Annotated in this window: 18 protein-coding genes and 1 pseudogene; 9 read left to right on the forward strand and 10 right to left on the reverse strand. The window is 35.0% G+C overall.

Annotation, left to right across the window (positions count from 1 at the left end; translation table 11 throughout):
• Positions 1-16: 16 nt before the first annotated feature.
• The 4 genes from JJQ98_RS04430 to fdhD are packed head-to-tail and all read left to right on the forward strand — an operon-like array spanning position 17 to position 5,222.
• Positions 17-2,842 (forward strand): molybdopterin-dependent oxidoreductase, encoded by a 2,826-nt coding sequence (locus tag JJQ98_RS04430; protein WP_077246836.1) that lies wholly within the window; start codon positions 17-19, stop codon positions 2,840-2,842.
• Positions 2,843-2,852: 10 nt separating this feature from the next.
• The gene (fdh3B, locus tag JJQ98_RS04435) at positions 2,853-3,482 is read left to right on the forward strand and encodes a formate dehydrogenase FDH3 subunit beta (RefSeq protein ID WP_005022840.1); all 630 of its coding nucleotides are present in this window, start codon (positions 2,853-2,855) and stop codon (positions 3,480-3,482) included.
• Positions 3,483-3,492: 10 nt separating this feature from the next.
• The gene (locus JJQ98_RS04440; protein WP_151104785.1) at positions 3,493-4,440 is read left to right on the forward strand and encodes a formate dehydrogenase subunit gamma; all 948 of its coding nucleotides are present in this window, start codon (positions 3,493-3,495) and stop codon (positions 4,438-4,440) included.
• A complete protein-coding gene (gene fdhD / locus JJQ98_RS04445; RefSeq protein WP_151104784.1) occupies positions 4,440-5,222 on the forward strand; it encodes a formate dehydrogenase accessory sulfurtransferase FdhD in 783 nt (260 codons plus the stop codon). The genes JJQ98_RS04440 and fdhD overlap by 1 nt, the downstream gene beginning before the upstream one ends.
• A gap of 13 nt (positions 5,223-5,235) precedes the next feature.
• Here the strand turns inward: fdhD and JJQ98_RS04450 are convergent, their stop codons facing one another.
• The 6 genes from JJQ98_RS04450 to JJQ98_RS04475 form a co-directional block, all read right to left on the reverse strand.
• A complete protein-coding gene (locus JJQ98_RS04450) occupies positions 5,236-6,606 on the reverse strand; it encodes a sodium-dependent transporter (protein WP_151104783.1) in 1,371 nt (456 codons plus the stop codon).
• Positions 6,607-6,679: 73 nt separating this feature from the next.
• Positions 6,680-7,606 carry a hypothetical protein gene (locus JJQ98_RS04455; RefSeq protein WP_151104782.1) on the reverse strand — a complete coding sequence of 309 codons (927 nt, stop codon included), beginning with the start codon at positions 7,604-7,606 and terminating at the stop codon, positions 6,680-6,682.
• Positions 7,607-8,680 carry a chorismate synthase gene (gene aroC, locus JJQ98_RS04460; RefSeq protein WP_151104781.1) on the reverse strand — a complete coding sequence of 358 codons (1,074 nt, stop codon included), beginning with the start codon at positions 8,678-8,680 and terminating at the stop codon, positions 7,607-7,609.
• Complete coding sequence (gene rnc, locus JJQ98_RS04465) at positions 8,677-9,351, reverse strand: ribonuclease III (RefSeq protein ID WP_005022846.1); 675 nt, start codon at positions 9,349-9,351, stop codon at positions 8,677-8,679. The genes aroC and rnc overlap by 4 nt, the downstream gene beginning before the upstream one ends.
• A gap of 2 nt (positions 9,352-9,353) precedes the next feature.
• On the reverse strand, positions 9,354-9,785 hold the full coding sequence (gene rnhA, locus JJQ98_RS04470; RefSeq protein WP_054195755.1) for a ribonuclease HI: 432 nt from the start codon (positions 9,783-9,785) through the stop codon (positions 9,354-9,356).
• Entirely contained in the window at positions 9,760-10,812 is a 1,053-nt protein-coding gene (locus JJQ98_RS04475) for a tetratricopeptide repeat protein (RefSeq protein WP_060663322.1), read from the reverse strand. Before JJQ98_RS04475 ends, rnhA begins: the two co-directional genes overlap by 26 nt.
• A 127-nt stretch (positions 10,813-10,939) precedes the next feature.
• Here JJQ98_RS04475 and dnaG point away from each other — a divergent pair, with 127 nt between their 5' ends.
• The 5 genes and pseudogenes from dnaG to JJQ98_RS08965 all read left to right on the forward strand — a co-directional run bounded on the left by dnaG (position 10,940) and on the right by JJQ98_RS08965 (position 15,358).
• On the forward strand, positions 10,940-12,598 hold the full coding sequence (gene dnaG / locus JJQ98_RS04480; RefSeq protein ID WP_151104780.1) for a DNA primase: 1,659 nt from the start codon (positions 10,940-10,942) through the stop codon (positions 12,596-12,598).
• Positions 12,576-13,553 carry a 7-cyano-7-deazaguanine synthase gene (locus tag JJQ98_RS04485; RefSeq protein WP_060661786.1) on the forward strand — a complete coding sequence of 326 codons (978 nt, stop codon included), beginning with the start codon at positions 12,576-12,578 and terminating at the stop codon, positions 13,551-13,553. The genes dnaG and JJQ98_RS04485 overlap by 23 nt, the downstream gene beginning before the upstream one ends.
• Positions 13,554-13,567: 14 nt before the next feature.
• Positions 13,568-14,182, forward strand: a complete 615-nt coding sequence (locus JJQ98_RS04490) for an NAD(P)H-dependent oxidoreductase (protein WP_151104779.1) — start codon at positions 13,568-13,570, stop codon at positions 14,180-14,182.
• A gap of 315 nt (positions 14,183-14,497) precedes the next feature.
• Positions 14,498-14,863, forward strand: a pseudogene (locus tag JJQ98_RS08960) (methyl-accepting chemotaxis protein); the annotation flags it as partial.
• Between the two features lie 66 nt (positions 14,864-14,929).
• Positions 14,930-15,358 (forward strand): CZB domain-containing protein, encoded by a 429-nt coding sequence (locus JJQ98_RS08965; RefSeq protein ID WP_224757591.1) that lies wholly within the window; start codon positions 14,930-14,932, stop codon positions 15,356-15,358.
• Positions 15,359-15,382: 24 nt separating this feature from the next.
• Here the strand turns inward: JJQ98_RS08965 and JJQ98_RS04500 are convergent, their stop codons facing one another.
• The 4 genes from JJQ98_RS04500 to JJQ98_RS04515 all read right to left on the reverse strand — a co-directional run bounded on the left by JJQ98_RS04500 (position 15,383) and on the right by JJQ98_RS04515 (position 18,419).
• Positions 15,383-15,955, reverse strand: a complete 573-nt coding sequence (locus JJQ98_RS04500; protein ID WP_060661789.1) for a flagellar FLiS export co-chaperone — start codon at positions 15,953-15,955, stop codon at positions 15,383-15,385.
• Between the two features lie 67 nt (positions 15,956-16,022).
• Complete coding sequence (locus tag JJQ98_RS04505; RefSeq protein ID WP_060661790.1) at positions 16,023-16,244, reverse strand: DUF5408 family protein; 222 nt, start codon at positions 16,242-16,244, stop codon at positions 16,023-16,025.
• Positions 16,244-17,071: a metal ABC transporter permease gene (locus JJQ98_RS04510; protein ID WP_151104845.1), complete on the reverse strand. Its 828-nt coding sequence runs from the start codon at positions 17,069-17,071 to the stop codon at positions 16,244-16,246. The genes JJQ98_RS04505 and JJQ98_RS04510 overlap by 1 nt, the downstream gene beginning before the upstream one ends.
• Positions 17,064-18,419, reverse strand: coding sequence for an FAD-dependent oxidoreductase (locus JJQ98_RS04515; RefSeq protein ID WP_151104777.1), 1,356 nt, complete (start codon positions 18,417-18,419; stop codon positions 17,064-17,066). Before JJQ98_RS04515 ends, JJQ98_RS04510 begins: the two co-directional genes overlap by 8 nt.
• Between the last annotated feature and the right edge of the window lie 10 nt (positions 18,420-18,429).

Genomic DNA, 18,429 nt, shown 5'->3' on the forward strand with positions numbered 1-18,429 from the left:
GAAAGGAGGTTAAAGTATGAGTGAAGCTATTAAAAGGCGTCAAACAAGGCGTGCATTTTTGAAAATGACTGCGTTAGGAAGTTTGGCAGGAGCTAGTGTAGCACTTGGTGCTGATAGTCAAAAGACAATGCGTCCTGCAACTGCACAAGAATTACAAGAAAAGTATCCAAATTCTCAAAAAATCAAAACAATTTGCACCCATTGTTCTGTTGGTTGCGGTATTGTTGCAGAAGTTGTTGATGGTGTTTGGGTGCGTCAAGAAGTGGCACAAGATCATCCAGTATCTCAAGGTGGGCATTGCTGTAAGGGTGCTGACTTGATAGATAGAGCAAGAAGTGAGACTAGACTGCGTTATCCATTAGAAAAAAAAGATGGCAAATGGACAAGATTAAAATATGACGAAGCAATGGACAAAATTGCCGCACAACTTAAGCAGATTCGAGAGGAAAGCGGTCCTGATGCAGTAATGTTTTTGGGGAGTGCAAAATGTTCGAATGAGCAAAGTTATTATATTAGAAAATTTGCAGCATTTTTTGGGACAAACAACATAGATCACTGCGCTAGAGTTTGACATTCACCAACAGTTGCCGGTGTGGCAAATACATTTGGGTATGGTGGAATGACAAACCATCTTGGCGATATGATGTTTTCAAAATATATTTTAATCATTGGGGCAAATCCTGCGGTTAATCACCCTGTTTCTATGGTGCATATTTTAAGAGCTAAAGAAAAAGGGGCAAAACTTGTTTGTATTGATCCGAGATTTACCAAAACTGCAGCAAAATGTGATGAATTTCATAGAATTAGAAGTGGGACAGATATTGCATTTGCATATGGGTTATTAAATCATATTATCGCAAAAAACCTTTATGATGAAAAATACCTAAAAGAGCGTGTATATGGTTATGAAGAAATCATCAAAGAAGCACAAAAATTCCCTCCAGAAGTGGCAGCTGATATTTGTGGAATCCCAGCTGATGAGATTAGACATATTGCAGAGGAAATGGCTGCGGCTAAACCTGCAAGTTTAATTTGGAATCAAGGATTGACGCAACATACAGTAGGGACTTCTAATACAAGGATTATGCCTATTTTGCAAATGTTTTTAGGAAATATTGGTAAAAATGGTGGTGGTGTAAATATCCTAAGAGGGCATGATAATGTGCAAGGTGCTTCAGATATGAATAACCTAGCAGATTCATTGCCGGGTTATTATGGACTAGGAGAGCCTGCTTGGAAGCATTTTTGTAAGCATTGGGGTGTAGAATATGAATGGATGCTTGGACGCTTTAAGAATAAAGAAATGATGGAAGCTACCGGTTTTGCACACTCTACTTGGAAATTTGGTGTATTAGATGATGAAAATATGGCTAATAATGGTGGGACAAAACTCCGTGCATTAGTTGTTATTGGCTCTGGTATGACAACAGTTTCTTTGCTTGATTTGCAAAAAAAGGCAATGGATGCATTGGATTTAGTGGTTTTTGTAGATCCTTATGTGAATGATTTGGCTATTTATAGCGATAGAAAGGATAATCTCTTTATGCTCCCAGCAGCTTCACAAATGGAAACAGCAGGTTCTGTTGCTGCAACTAATAGAAGCTACCAGTGGAGAAGTAAAGTAATGGAGCCACTTTTTGAATGCCGTCCTGATGAAGAGTTCTTGTTTGGTTTGGCAGATAGATTGGGCTTTTTAAAAGAGTATCAATGGAGATTATATGATATTGCAAAATCTAAAGGTAGAGATAAATTTATTTGGCCAGATGATGCAACTACGGAATTGACACAGAGCATACGAAGTATCGGATTACAAGGAATGAGCCCAGAGAGACTAAAAGCACATCAAGAGAATTGGCATATGTTTGATAAGGTGACTTTAGAGGGGAGCGGACCTTTTAAAGGCGATTATTATGGATTGCCATGGCCTTGTTGGAGTGATAAGCACCCTGGAACGCCTGTAATGTATAATGATAGCATTCCTGTTATGCGTGGTGGTATGGGATTCCGTGTAAATTGGGGAGTAACAAGCCCTGATGGACAAAGCATGCTAACAAATAGAACTTTGCCAAATGCAAAATATCAAGGAGGACATGCCCCTATTAGTGCTGCAAATGCAGAATCTTTGGGTATTAAACTTACTGAAGAAGAAAAGCAAGCAATAGCAGGAACAACTTTTGCAATGGGAATTGGAAATAATATTTTGGTTGAAAAAGCTTTGGAAGCTGGACTTTGTCCTTATGGAAATGGTAAGGCAAGGGCAAGAGTGTGGAATTGGTATGATCAAATCCCGCTTCATAGAGAGCCTTTGCATTCCATTCGTGGAGATTTGGTTAGCAAATATCCAAACTTCCCTGATAAGAAAAATCATTTTAGGGCAAATATTAAGTATATTTCTCGTCAAAATGAAAAAGATTGGGTAAAAGAATATCCAGTCAATATGCTAAGTGGAAGGCTTGTAGCACATATGGGAACGGGAGCTGAAACTAGAAGCGCAAAATACCTTGCTGAAGTAGAAGGCGAAATGTTTGTAGAGATTCACCCAGATAAAGCTGCAGAGATGAATATCCGCAATGGTGATCAATTGTGGATTTATGGGACAAATGGAGCAAGAATCTTGGTGCCTGCAAAAATTTCTACTAGAGTGGATTATAATAGTATTTGGTTGCCACAGAATTTTTCAGGAATGGATCAAGGAGAATCTAGACTTGAAAATTATCCAGAAGGTACTAAGCCTTATGCTATCGGAGAATCGGCTAATATGATTTCAAGCTATGGGTTTGATTATAACTCTGCTTGTCCAGAAACAAAATGCGGCTTATGCCGAATTGAAAAAGCGCAATAAGGAGTGAAAAATGAGTGATACTAATCAAGAGATCTTAGCGAATTTTTCAAGAATCAAATTTTATTGCGATACTAATCGTTGTATTGAATGCCATGGGTGCGATGTAGCTTGCAAAGAAGCTCATCATTTGCCTGTGGGCGTGAATCGCCGTAGAGTAGTTGTATTAAATGAAGGACAAGTAGGCAAAGAAAGTGCTGTTTCTGTGGCTTGCATGCATTGTGCTGATGCACCTTGTGCGCAAGTTTGTCCGGTAGATTGTTTCTATATCCGTGCTGATGGGATTGTTTTGCATGATAAGAAAACTTGCATTGGTTGTGGATATTGTTTGTATGCTTGTCCTTTTGGTGCTCCACAATTCCCTAAAAATGGTGTTTTTGAAAGTCGTGGTGCAATGGATAAATGCACATTTTGTGCAGGCGGTCCTGAAGAGACTAATAGCGATGAAGAATATAGACTTTATGGACAAAATCGAATCGCTGAAGGGAAAGTGCCAATGTGTGCAAGTATGTGTTCTACAAAAGCACTTTTGGCTGGAAGTAGCGAGGAAGTATCTAATATCATTACGCATCGTGCGACTGTGAGAGGTGAAAATATCCCAAATGCTGTGCCAAATGTGTGGAAAACTGCTTATGGAAATTAAGGGGGATTCTATGAAAACTTGTAAAAATTTCTTTAGAATCTTTGTAATTTTCTTTGGGGTTGCTGCTGTTTTGTGGGCAGCTAATCCTAGCGTTCCACAAGAAGGTGGCAAACAATATGCAGAAGTGATAGAAGGCAATAATGCTCTGATGCAAAATCCTATGAATCCTAAACTCTATGGTGGTCCTGAAGTGGAGGCTATCAAGGCGTGGGGAGTAAATTCTCCAAATGCAGTGGGTTGGGGTGAGATTTTTACACTTTTGCAAGGGCATTATTTTGCAACAATTTTTGCTATTATCATTGTGTTGGTGCCATTAGCGTTTTTGGGACATTTTGTTATAGTAGGACAAAAGAAATTCTCCCATGGAAAGAAAATCAAGGTTTTTTCTACTTATAATATTGTTGTGCATTGGTGTGCTGCTATACCCTTTGTCATCTTGTGTTTGAGTGGATTAATAATGATCTTTGGTGATAAGCTTGGTGGAGGTGGTTTTGTTAGATTTGCTAGAGATGTGCATGGAATTGCAACGATACTTTTTGCGATTTTTGGAGTTTTAATGTTTTTGATGTGGGTAAAACCTGCTCTCTTTAAACTCTATGATATTAAATGGTTAATGATCATGGGTGGATATTTGAGCAAAGAAAAGCGTCCAATTCCTGCAGGCAAATTTAATGCCGGTCAAAAAATGTGGTTTTGGGTTTGCACTATAGGTGGTTTTATGATGGTTATCTCTGGTGCATTTATGTTTTTCCAATTTAGCGATATTGAAACCTTGAGGATTATGGCATTAGCTCATAATGTGATTGGATTTTTGATTGTGGCACTTCTGATTACTCATATTTATATGGCTGTTTTTGCGATTGAGGGTGCTTTGAACTCTATTATTGATGGCAATATGGGTGAAGAAGAACTTGCGATTTTGCATAGCTATTATTATCAAGAATTGAATAAAGCATAATGGAAAGATTCTGCCAAAATTTACAGATTGAACAAATTTCTCCTAGTGGATTTATTTCTACTAGAGAGGATTTTGTCATTAATGAGGAGAGAATTGCCTTTTATCTTAATGGGGAGAAGTTGCTTTCTGTGATGAGTGTCCCTGTGGAGCAAGATTATCATATTGTTGGATTTTTGATGAGTGAGGGTGTGATTAGCAATATCTCACAGATTGATTCTATTAAAATTGCAGAAAATGGAAAATCTGTATGGTTGGAAGCACAGATTCATCAAGAAATGCTCAAAAATCTTTTTAGAGAAAAAACGCTTACTTCGGGTTGTTGTGTCGGAGTTGCTGGGAATTTAGAAGGAAATGTGATTAAAAAGTTTATTGCAAATCCTTATAAGGTTACAACAAAAAAGATTTTTGAACATTTGAGGGAGTTTGAAGAAAATAGCCTATTGTTTTCTAAAACAGGTTGCGTTCATAAAGCAATGTTGGTCTTAAAAGAAAAAACTCTCATTTCAGAAGATATTGGGAGACATAATGCTATTGATAAAGTGATGGGTAAAGCAAGAATGCAAGGGTTTGATACTGAAGATTCTATGCTTTTTGTAAGTGGGAGATTATCTTTGGAGATGATTGTAAAAGCAGTGATGCATAATATCCCTATTGTGGTTTCTAAGGCAGCAGCAACTTTTATGGGGATTAAAGCTGCACAAGAAACCGGAGTTACATTGATTGGTTTTGCACGTGGAGAGAAGGCAAATGTTTATACGCATAGTGGTAGAATCTTAGGATAAGTTGGAAATAAAATTAGACTTTTATTACAAAACCTCCAATAAAGATTGCAATAATAATCAATGGAACAATGTATTTGATATAGTAAAACCAAACAATACTAAAAGTAGAGGTTTTTTGGGAGTAGTTATTGATTTCTTTGATGGATTTTTCTCCCAAAACCCACCCTACAAACAATACAGAACCTAAAGCAGTTAGAACAAAGAAAATATTGCCACTAATAAAATCAAAATTATCAAAAATATTTCTTCCCCAAAAAATAATCTCTCTCCAAGGTCCATAAGTAAGGATGCAGGGGAGATTCCCAAAAATAAAGACAACAATGAGAGTGAAGCTAACTGCCTTGTTGTGAGAGAATTTAAATTTTTCTTCCAAAATGCTAATAATCACTTGATAGATAGTCAAAGAAGTAGTTAAAGCCGCAATTAATAGCAAAATAAAAAAGACAATAGCAAAAAAGCTTCCAAAAAACATATGTGAAAATGCAATAGGTAGGCTTTTGAATACCAAAGAAGGACCAGAATCTGGGGCTAATCCCACGCTAAAAAGGGAAGGGAATATGATAAAGCCTGCCAAAATTGCTACAAGCGTGTTGATGACGCCTGTGATATAGGCTGTTTTTACAAGATTTTCTTCTTTTTTGAGATGGGAAGAAAGGGTAATCATCACCCCAAAACCAAGTGAGAGTGCAAAAAACACCTGTCCTAGAACATATAAAAATAATTTTGGCGTGATAGCAGAAAAATCGGGTATAAGATAAAATTTAATACCCTCTATTGCATTATCTAATGTAAGGTTGCGAATAATCATTCCAATAAGACATAAAAACAAAAGAGGCATAAGCCATTTAACGGATTTTTCGATACCTTCAATGATACCTTTTTTGAGAATAATCCAATTAATAACAACAAAAATAAAAGTATAAAATCCAATCAACAAAGGAGAATTTTCGATATTTTGTGTATAAAAGTTAGAAGTAATTTCTTTGGTGATTGGGCTAGAGAGATCAAGCCCTAGCGATGAAAAAAGGGATAAAAAAATATTGATGATATATGAGATAACCCAACCCCCAAGCACCATATAATAAGCTAAGATTCCAAATGCTCCAATAACCCCCATATAACCTACTATTTTCCATAGATTGTATTTAGAGTGAGTATCAAAGGCGTCAATAGAGTTTTTATGCGCCATTCTGCCAATAACATTTTCTACCAAAATAATAGGAATCCCAACTAAAAGCATTGCAATAATAAACACCAAAACATAAGCTCCACCACCATTTTCACCAACAAGATAAGGGAATCTCCAAGTTGCTCCAAAACCAATAGTAGCCCCAGCAACAGTGAGAATATAAGTAATTTGATTGCTCCAAGTTTGTCTTTGCATAAATCTAATAAGCCTCTTTTGTGAAATTATTGTTTGAAATTGTATAGTTTTTTGCTTAATTTAAAGAATCTCTTTAAAAAAGTAATTTTTGCAGAGATTCTTCCCATTTTAGCGGTTGGTTTAAAATCTCTATCCCTTTTTGAATCAATTGATTTTGTGTGTTTGGATTTTTGATGTTATTGAGGTGTTGGAGGAGATAAGATTGAAGTGTATTTTTATCTATATTCCATACTTCCTTGATAGCCAAAATAGCTTCTTGATAGCTTTTTAGATTTTCGTGTTGATTAGGGGCGATTTCAAGAGCAATACAAGGAATCTTACAGGATAGAATCTCTATTAGGGTTTGCCCGCAAGCACAAATACACAAATCCATTTGTGTGAATAAATTTGCCATTTGTTTGGGGTTTAATCCATAATATCCCTTTGCATTAGAATGGAGGTTTGTATCTTTGTGAATGTAGTGGATTTGGTAATTTGGATTTTGCATTAAGAGCAAAGTAATAATCCATTTTGTGAGATTTAAAATATCTTCTCCACCTAATGTGATAAGGATTTTTGAGATAGTTTTTGGGATAAATTTTTGTTTTGTTTTTAATTGCTCCAAAAAAGGTTTTTGCAATAATCGGTAATTGCTACCCAAAAAAAGAGTGTGGTTTGGATAATGCTTTTGATAAATTGCTTTGGAGGCACTTGGTGAATTATTTAATAAGATTCCTTTGGGATAGGGAAGGCGCAAGGTATCATCAAAAAAAATACAATGTGGAGCTAGGTTTGCAACTTTTTGGTAAGATTCAAGTTCTAAAACATAAGAGTCAATGACAGCAAGATTACATTTTTTGAGTTCAATATCCATATAAGAAGAGAGCAATAAGCTTGAATCTAAAAGTGTGGCTTGAATATTGTTTTGCTCTAAAATATGCAAAAGAGCTGTGCAGCGACTAAAATGTCCAAGCCCAACCCCTGTTTGAATATCAGCAAAAATGAATGCTTTTTTGTGCATCTAAGAGTAGATTTTTTTGAGTTTTTCTAGTTTGGAAGTGGCATTTAATAAGAGCATATCTGCCAAAATTAAAGCCAACATAGATTCACACACAACGCTTCCTCGAATTGCAATACAAGGATCATGGCGACCTTTGATTTCACAAGTGCATTCTTGATTGTTTGTTGTGATTGTGGATTGTGGGATAAAAATGCTCGGGGTAGGCTTAAAATGCACTTTGAAATAAATTTCCTCTCCATTGCTAATTCCGCCCAAAATCCCACCACTATGATTACTTAGAAAACCCTTTTGGGTAATAGAATCGTTATGTTCTGAGCCAAACATTTTTGTCGATTCAATGCCACTCCCGATTTCTACTGCCTTTACTCCATTTAAGCCAAGCATCAATTCCCCAATTGCCGAATCTAGCTTATAATAAAGTGGCTCCCCAAGCCCAATGGGGATATTTATCGCACTAATTAGAGCAGTTCCACCCACACTATTGTGTGAGTTTCTAGCTTCCATTATTTTGTTTTTTTGGGCTTGTTCGGTGCTTTTATCCAATGAAAAAATTTCACTTTCTTTGGCGAAATTGAAATCAATCTCTTGACAATCAATCCCACCTACACTAAAGATTCCACTTCTTAGGGTAATTTTGAAATGTTTTAATAGCATTTTTGCAATTGCTCCAGCAGCAACTCTTGCTGCACTTTCTCTAGCGCTTGACCTTCCGCCTCCGCGATAATCCCTAATGCCATATTTGTGAAAATAAGTAAAATCTGAATGACCGGGGCGAAAAATGTCTTTGATATTGTTATAATCACTGCTTTTGGTTGCATGATTGCGGATGAAAAACCCCAAAGGAGTTCCTGTGCTTTTGCCCTCAAATACTCCACTTAGAATCTCTACTTCATCGGCTTCTTTTCTTTGTGTGGAAAAAAGATTCCTGCCACCTTGCCTTCTTTGCATTTCTAAATTAAGAAAATTTGTATCAATTTCTAATCCAGCAGGAAGTCCATCTAGCACTCCACCAATGCCAGCTCCATGACTTTCCCCAAAAGTCGTGAGTTTAAGCCGTGTGCCAAAAGTATTCATTTTGTCTCCTTTAGAATCTCAAGTGCAATTTTTGCACAATTTTGTTGGGCTTCTTTTTTGCTTTTGCCGCTTGCATGTGCGTATTCTTTGCCTTGAATAAAAACTCCAATTAGAAATTCTTTATTGTGGTCAGGTCCTTTAGAATCCAAAACCACATATTCAGGGATTACCCCAAAGAGAGCTTGAGTGAGTTCTTGCAGGCTAGTTTTGTGATCATAAAAAAGATGTTGAATGTCAATTTTGGGATAAAGAATCTCAAGGATTTTTAGGACAATTTTTTGCACCTTTTCAAGCCCACTTTCTAAATAAATTGCACCAATGATGGCTTCAAAAGCATTAGAGAGAATAGAATCTTTGTCTCTTCCGTGATTTTGTTCTTCAGAATGAGAGATAAATAAATATTCTCCAATACCCAAATAACGCGCAATTTTTGCAAAAGCTTTTTCATTGACCATAGAGGCTCGCATTTTTGAAAGCTCACCTTCTGGCGAGGAGGGAAATTTTTTGTATAAAAATTCTCCAATGATTAAATCCAAAACAGCATCACCTAAAAACTCCAATCGTTCATTGTGTGTTGATTTTTTGGCACTTTTATGCGTAAGTGCCTCTTTGAGTAAATTTTGATTTTTGAAGTGATAACCTAAGGTTTGTTGAAAATGATTGAAATCCACCTTTATTCCTTTTGTTCTTTAAGTTTTAATGCCTCTTCTTTGGCAATTTTATCACAGAGTTCATTTTCTTTGTGACCATTATGACCTCTAACCCATTCTGTTGTGATATGGTGTTTTTTGGATACTTGTAGATAATGTTTCCAAAGATCTGGATTCTTGATATTTTTAAAATCTTTTGCAATCCAATTTGGAAGCCATTTAGAAAGTCCATCTAAGACATATTTTGAATCGCTAACTACTAGCACTTCACAAGGCTCTTTGAGTGCTTCAAGGCTAAAAATCAATGCAGAGAGCTCCATTTGATTGTTTGTTACATTTTTGGCACTTCCTTTTAAAATTTTTTCATAATTTTTGTAACGCAAGATTCCACACCATCCGCCATATCCGGGATTCCCAAGAGATGAACCATCACAAAAGAGAGTAACGCGTTTCATCTTGTTTTTCCTTTAAAAACACAAGGGTTTGTAGTGTGAGTAATTCTTTGCAATGAGGGCAAGTTTCAAAGGGAAGTGGAGTATTTGCTTTGCAAGAGGTGCAAAGGTATTGAAATTTTAAATCACCTTTGTAATTTTGGTTTTTGTGTAAGAGTGTAAGCACTTCAAGTTCAAAAGTAGATTTTGAATCAGGAGTAAGATTGTAAAAGCCTTTGGCTTGAAAAATATCTTGCAAGAGTTTGTTGTTTGGGGGAGTATTTGGGAGTTCATTGGGATTTAGATTCCATAAAATATCTAAAACATTCAAGATTTGTTCTTTGTGGAGATTTTGAATAGATTCCCAAAATAAACTAGGATAAAAATCCTTAAAGTATTTAAGAATAATGCGGGATAATTTTACCTCTTTTTGTAAAAGCATTAAAAGCTTTTTTGATTTTTCTTGGTTGTTATCGGCATTGGAAATAAGGATTTTGGTTTGTAAATAGTGGCGATGGAGAATCGTCCCACCTTCAATTTCTTCTAGACAATCTAGAGCGTTTAAGGCATCTTGATAGAGTTTGAGTTCCTCATAAATGCTAATGAGGGATTTTAAAACTTTGCAAGAGCGGGGATAATGGTGGAGAATTTCTAAATAGATTTCTTTTGAACGCAATGGAAAACCAGCCTTGTAATAAACATTGCCTAGAGATTCTAAAATAGGAATTTTATCAATCGGGTTTTTGATATAATCAAGCAAGGTTGCATAAAGGCGAATAGCCTTTTCGTAGTTTGCACCTTTTTGATACATATTTGCCATAAAAAGAATCGAGGGAGTTGGATTTGGGCTTAGGGCTAAAAATTCTTTGATTTCTTTGTCAAAACCAATATAATCAAAGCTTTCCATAAATTTTATAAAAGATTGATGGCGTTTTTTGCTTACAATATAATTCCAATAATAAGCAAATAGGCTAATAATTCCCACAAGAAAAATAAAAATCATAATCCCAAAAAGAGGATCGCGGTAGTCTATATTTTCTAAAAAATTCAAAATAAACCTTGTAATTTTTTATGGATATTTATTCTAAAAGATTATAGCAAAATTTCTAAGAGGATTTTATAAGAAACTTTTGTAAAATTTGATAATTTACCAAATATCAATCAATGGAGTTCAAAGTTTGATAACTCAAGAAAGTATTGATGCACTCAAAAATCAACTTGATGTTGTAGAAGTGGTTTCGCATTATATAGAATTAAAAAAAATGGGCTCAACCTTTAAGGCTTGTTGTCCTTTTCATCAGGAAAATACTCCTAGTTTTGTGGTGAATTCTTCCAAAGGTTTTTATCATTGTTTTGGGTGTGGTGCAAGTGGAGATAGTATCACTTTTGTAATGGAATATGAAAAGATTAATTACAAAGAAGCTTTGGAAAAATTAGCGCAATTTTATAATGTAACATTGGTGTATGATAATCAAAAACAGCAAAATATAGATTCTAAAATTATGGATTTTATGAATGATTATTATCAAAATGGAATCACCAAAGAAGTAGAATCTTATATTCACTCACGCGGCATTTCAAATGCAACAAAAGAGAAATTTGAGCTGGGTTATGCAGGGCATAACTATGAGATTATGGCATATTTGCAAAAAAATTCTGTTGATATGCAAGAAGCGTTAAATTTGGGTATTTTGGGTGTAGATAATGAAAATGGTGTCAAAAGATATTATGCAAGATTAACACAAAGATTGATTTTTCCTATCCGTTCTCCACAAAATAAAATTATCGGTTTTGGTGGAAGGACGCTTGGGAATCACCCTGCAAAATATATCAATTCTCCCCAAACAAAATTATTTAATAAATCCCAAATACTTTATGGTTATCCACAGGCAAAAGAAAGTATTTATAAAAAAGAAGAAATTATCATTACTGAAGGGTATTTAGATGTAATTATGCTTCATCAAGCAGGATTTACAAATGCTGTTGCAACTCTTGGCACTGCTTTGACAAAAGAACATTTGCCCTTGCTCTCTAAAGGGAATCCAAAAATCATTGTTGCATATGATGGTGATAATGCAGGAATGAATGCGGCTTTTAAAGCAGCAAGTCTATTGTCATTGGCAAAAAAAGAGGGTGGAGTCGTGCTTTTTGATGGTGGATTGGATCCAGCTGATATGGTGAAAAATGGAGAAATTGAGAGGTTAAAAGAGCTTTTTGTTAGTCCTATTCCACTCATTGATTTTGTGTTGGAGGAAATGATTAAAAAATATGATATAACTAATCCAGTCCAAAAAGATAAATGCTTGCAAGAAGTCTTAGAATATCTTCATCAGTTTTCTGCTGTAATTCAAGAGGAATACAAAGGATTTTTGGCACAAAAGTTAAAACTTCCTTCGCATTTAATTAAAACTCAAAAATACAATGAAGCTAAGATTGTAAAAAATCAAGGTGATATTTATGACTTAGCAGAAAAGATTATTATTAAAAGTGTTTTAGAAGATTCAAGCCTTTTGGAATATGTTATGGATTTTTTGGAGCCTTCAATGTTTTTTGCTCAACAAGAATCTTTTTTGAAACTCATAAAAGGAGATTTGCAAGATAAAAGTTTGATTGGGATTTTGTTGGATAGCAAGATAAAACCGCAAAACAAAGAGAAGTTAAAGCAACAAATGATTATGATTTTGCACAAATTTTATGAAGAACAAAAAAATAAAATTATTCAAGATAAGAATCTTTCTTTGAGAGAAAAAGCATTTTTATTAAGAAAATATCAAAAGTATTTGGAAAATCTAAAAAAAGGAGATTTGATTATTTATGAAAGCTTTAGCGCTTTTTAGTGGAGGTTTAGATAGTCTGCTTGCTATTAAAATTATCAAAGATATGGGAATTGATGTTTTGGCTTTGCATTTTAATATTGGATTTGTTGGTAAAAATGATAAGAGTGAAGCCCTAAAAGAAATTTTGGCACAAATTGATGTTCCTTTGAAAGTTATTGATATTAGAAAGCAGTTTTTTGATGAAGTGTTATTTGCACCAAAATATGGTTATGGAAAATATTTTAACCCTTGCATTGATTGTCATGGGAATATGTTTTCACACGCTTTTTCGCTCCTAGAGAGTGAGGGAGCTAGCTTTGTAATTAGTGGAGAAGTTTTGGGACAGCGTCCAAAAAGTCAAAGGGCAGAAGCACTTTTGCAAGTGGAAAAGTTATGCAACGCACAAGGTTTGGTAGTGCGTCCTATGAGTGCAAAACTACTTCCTATTACTATCCCAGAACAAAAGGGGTGGATTGATAGAGAGAGATTGCTAGATATTCATGGTAGGGGTAGAGAGAGGCAGCTAAAAATGGTGGAAGAATATGGAATCAAAAATTATGCCAAGCCCGGTGGAGGTTGCCTTTTGACAGATACTTCTATTGCAAATAAAATCAAAGATTTGCAATCTCATAGAGAAATTGTGTTTGAAGATATGGAAATGGTGAAATATGGGAGATATTTTATTTTGCCAAATGGTGGAAGATGTGTGATTGCAAGAAATGAAGAAGAAAATCAAAAGCTTTCTTTTAAACACCCTAAGATGAGCAAGATTGAGTTGTTAAATTGTCTAGGACCTTTGGGGTTGGTTGAAAAAGATTCAAGTCAAGAGGATAAAGAAATGGCGATTGCTTTAACTCTAACTTATGGTAAAACCGAAATGGATAAATCTTATAAAGTGCATTTTGAAGGGAGGGAGGTAGAAATGAAGCCTTTTGTCTCAAAAGAAAAAGCAAGAGAGTTTTTGCTTAATTCATAAAATAAGGAGTTGTGATGAAAAAAGAGATTTTTAGTGAAATTATTTGTGAGCGTTATTCTTGTAGAAATTTTAAAGAAAGAATGCTCACACAAGAAGAGATGGATTATATTTTGGAAGCAGGGAGATTATCCCCTAGCTCTTTGGGGCTAGAGCCATGGAAATTTTTGGTGGTGCAAGATTCTAATAAAAAAGCCGAAATTGCTAAAATTGCTAATGGACAAAAACATGTTGAAAAATGTGGAGCAATTATTGTGGTGGTTGCAAGATTGGATTTTGGTGAGTATTTTATCCCAAAATTGCAAGGACGCGGTTTAAGTCAAGAGGAAATGCAAAAGCGGATAGATGTTTATAAGCCTTTTATTGATGGGATGAATGGGCAAGAGAAATTGCATTATGCAAGAGAGCAGACTTACTTAGCTTTGGGTAATCTTGCTAATGCTGCTTGTGCAATCGGGCTTGGTTCTTGTATTATTGGCGGTTTTAATGCAGAGAAATTAGATGATTATTTGAACTTGGATACCTCCAAAGAAAGAAGCTCTGTAATGTTGGTAGTTGGGGAAAGAAATGAGGTAGATATTCCCAAAAAGGCGAGGTTTGATAAAGAGAGTATTATAACTTTTATTAATTAATTTATAAAATTAAATAAAGTTATGCTATGATAAGCCCTTTAATTTTTGATTTATGAGGGGTGAATTGTGTTTCGTAATTCCAAAAGAGAAGAGGAACTTATCGTTGAAAATAGGGAATTAAAGAAAAAGGTTGAGCAGCTTGAAAATGCTCTAAAGAGTTGTAGTGTCCAAAATGAGGATTATCAAAAATCTTTTGCACAGATTGAATTACACCAAAAACAAACAGGTGTATTTAATAGTATGCTTGAGATGATGACTCAATCTTGTGCAAAGAATTTGAAAATATTGCAAGATGATTTTTCTAATTCTGTAAATATGCTTCAAGAATCTAAGAAAACTTCTTTAAAGAATTATGAGCAAATACAGGCTTTAGAGACTTCTATTGGGGGAACTGTAGCAAATGTAACAGAAAAGTTGATTAGCTTTCAGGGCATGATTGCACAGGTTTATCAGGATTTGGATTCTATTACAAATGTTATTAAGCTTATTACCGATGTTAGTGATCAGACAAATCTACTTGCTCTTAATGCGGCTATTGAAGCAGCAAGGGCGGGGGAGCATGGCAGGGGGTTTGCTGTTGTTGCAGATGAGGTAAGAAAGCTTGCTGAAAGAGCGCAAAAAGCTACAAGAGAGATTGAGATGAATATTCAAGTATTGCGTCAAAATTTCTCTGAAGTGCAAACTTCCACAGAAGAAATTGTGGGTGATATGGATAGCGTAAATGATGAAGTTGCGAAATTTATGGAAATGGGGCAAACCTCTATATCTGTTAGAAATGATTCGGCAAATGTGCTGGATACTACTTTTATTGCATTGGTAAAGTTGGATCATTTATTGTTTAAGATTAATAGTTATAAAGCAATTATAGAAGACAATAAAGAAATGCAGCTTGCTACTCACCATGAATGTCGTTTGGGTAAATGGTATGATTCTGGGATAGGTAAGGAGCATTTTAGTCAATTGAGTAGCTATGCGGGCTTAGAAACGCCACATTCTTTGGTGCATGATTCATTTAGAGGAGCGCTAGAAGTTTTTAAAGAAACAGGAATACAAAAAGGTGATGAAATTGTAGAATATATCAAACAAGGCGAGATAGCTTCAGATGGAGTGGTTGCTATATTGGACAATCTACTCAAAGAAAAAATATCTGAAAGACAAAATAGTGCAAATAAATAGAGCTTAAAGCTCTATTTAGATGAATTATTGGAATAGATTTTTAAAAGAATTTGTATCAAAATTTTCAAAATCATAATTTTGAGTGTTGTTGCTAAGTGGCAAACTAGCTTTTTCAATAAGTGTGCTTATTGTGCTCATTTTGTCACTAATTTCATTGTGTTTTTGTGATAAAGATTCTATTAGCGATGAATTATCTTGTGCCATTTGGCTTGGAAGTGGCAAAGATAAAGAAACATTTTCTCCTGCTAAATTTAAACTTAATTCTCTTCCAAATAAAGCTTCATTTCGGAATTGTGCAGCTTTAGCAGTTTTATCAAGGATATTAAGATTTTCTGGATTTATTTCTCCCATATCCTTTGCTTGAGTGCTTAGTGCATTAAGCGTAATATCGGCAATTTGCATTGCTCCTACCATTTCATTTGCGCCTTTAACTCCATCGCTAAATTTGCGAATCTCTAAAGTTTCTTTGGAGAGATTGGGCAGTTCTTGAGAATCTTGAATATTTTGTGTGGTAGAGGGTTGCGATTCTTTGGTGTTGGGTTGTATATTTTGTGTATAAATATTTCCTAATCCATAGGGATTTACTGATGACAGCATAAAAACTCCTTTTAATTTTTTAAAGAGTTAAAGCATTTTGTGTTCCATTTTGGAAAACTAGGGCGATTTAATGGGTTGGCATTTTTTGATTTTGTTCAAGTTGCATTATTTTTTGTTCGAGATTCTTTTGATTTTTGCTAAGATTGGCAGTAGCAGTGATTTGATTGAGTAGAATCCACAGGCTAAGGGCAGCGAAAAGAATAGTAATTACACAACAAATCAGTGCTATTTTAATGGCTTTTAGGGAAGTTTTTTGCTGTTGTTTGAGTTCTTTGCGTAAGTTTTCCATTAATAGTCCTTTGAAAAGTATTTTGTTGTTGTGAAATGATGTATAAGTGCCAATATAAAAGAAAAAATTGAAAGCAAGATAACAATGCTAGCACCTGCTTGTAAGTCATAAAAATAAGCAACGAGAATCCCTCCAAGCATACAGATAAAGGAAATAAGGCTAGAGGCAAACATCATTTTGGCTAAAGAGTTGGTAAAAATTTCACTGCAATAAGCGGGAATGCTTAAGAGTGCGACAATTAAAATTATTCCCACTGAACGCATAGAAATAACAATTCCAAGTGCAATGAGTATCATTAGAGCCATACTAAAAAAGTTTGTTCGTATTCCTTGAAGTTGTGTAAATTCGCTATCATAAGAGATTCCAAGAATAATGCGGTAATTAAAAATTATAAAAAGAATTAATAAAATAGAGAAGACAATCATATAATAAATATCGTTTTCTGTGATACTAAGAATACTTCCAAACAAATATCCCATAAAATCTTTGTTATATCCTGGCGTGAGTTCTACTAAAATAATTCCCAATGCCATTCCAAAAGCCCAAAGCGATCCTACTAGAGAATCTAAACGCTCTTTGCCATAAAGAAGCATATAAGCTAAGATAATCGCACACAAAATGCTAAAAATTGTTGAACCAAGCATAATGGGGAGACCAAAAAAGGCGGCAATCCCTACTCCTCCATATACGCTATGAGCAATCCCTCCAGCGATGAAAACCATTCTGTTGGTAACTGCAATGGTGCCAATGATACCGCAAATAATGCTTGTAAAAAAAGCACCAATAATGGCATTTTGGACAAAGGTGTATTCTAAAATCTCAATCAACAAGCCACTCCAAATCTTCTTCGTTTAGCTCCTCTTTGATTTTGTCCATTTTGATATCTGCTTGTAGATATTCAGTGATTTCTAGCATATCCACAAGGGCATTTTTCATACAGCTTGTAGCACCCGGACTTGGCGTCATATTGAAGGTAATTCCTTTGTTGCTTTTGATTTTTTTCTCTCCTAAGATAAGTTTTTTTTGTGTTTTATCTAGCACTTGAGGGCGGATTCCGCCAAATCCATCGGCATAGGATAGTTCATTGAGTTGTATTGAAGGAATAATTTTTTTGGCTTCTTCCCAAAAATATTTTTTGCCAATGCTTGGAATCTCATAAATAAAATTTCTAAAGATATAGTTTCTAATTTCGCTATCAGAAAGCAAATCCCACATAATTTTGGTTGTTGCACTGCCAAATCCAAATGATTTCATAAAATCTGCATAAGTCCCATTTTTGAAGCGTTCTAATTTAGGCAAAGCAAGTGCGGTTGGTCCTAGTCTAGTTTTGCCTTGTGCGACAACATCAGGATCACCATGGATAGCAGCAAATGGAAGTTTTGGATTTTGCACAGTATAAACTTTGCCTTGCAATTTATTCCCGGGAATAAAATAAAAACTACCAGAAACAGGCAAACACCCTAAATCTAGCCCATACCCCATATTTTGTGCTAAAAGTAGAGAATGTGCTCCTGCATTTACCAAAACAAAAGAAGCACTAATGGGCTCTTGCCCTTGAGATTGGATTGTATAGCCACCATCGCCTTGTTGGATAATATTAGTTACTTTATGGTTGAAAAATACTTTGTGTTCCCCAAAAATACTTTGTTCTATCATATGGTTTGCAGTTGAACAAAAATTCATCGCACAGAAACTTTTTCTCATTCCAGAACCTATAATCGCTTCAGGTCTGTCGCTACCATCCAACATTTTTACAACATTTGGTTCAATTTGCTTTAATGTTTCTTTGTCAAAAAATTCTAAATTAGGATAAATTTCTTTAAACTCTTCATGGCGTTTTGTCATAAAATCTACTTCTTTTTCCCCCACACCAATTGCCATTTTTTGGTATTCAAAAATACTTTTATTTTGTAGATTGTGGTAAAAAGCATAAGAAACAAGAAGTTTGGCTGCTCTTGAGACCTTTTTGGCTTTCTCAAAAGTATAGTTTGTTTCTATATCGCCAGAATGAATTGTTTGTGAATTGTTGTTGCCACTAGAGCTTAATGTGGCAGGTTGAGAATACTTTTCTAGTAAGGCAACTTTTTTAATATCTGTGTAATGTGTTAGTGCATAAAATAGCGCACTTCCAGAAATACCTGCCCCAATGATTGCTACATCATAAGAATTATTCATAAATTACCTC

The sequence above is a fragment of the Helicobacter pullorum NCTC 12824 genome (assembly GCF_017979475.1).
GTDB classification, from domain to species: domain Bacteria; phylum Campylobacterota; class Campylobacteria; order Campylobacterales; family Helicobacteraceae; genus Helicobacter_D; species Helicobacter_D pullorum.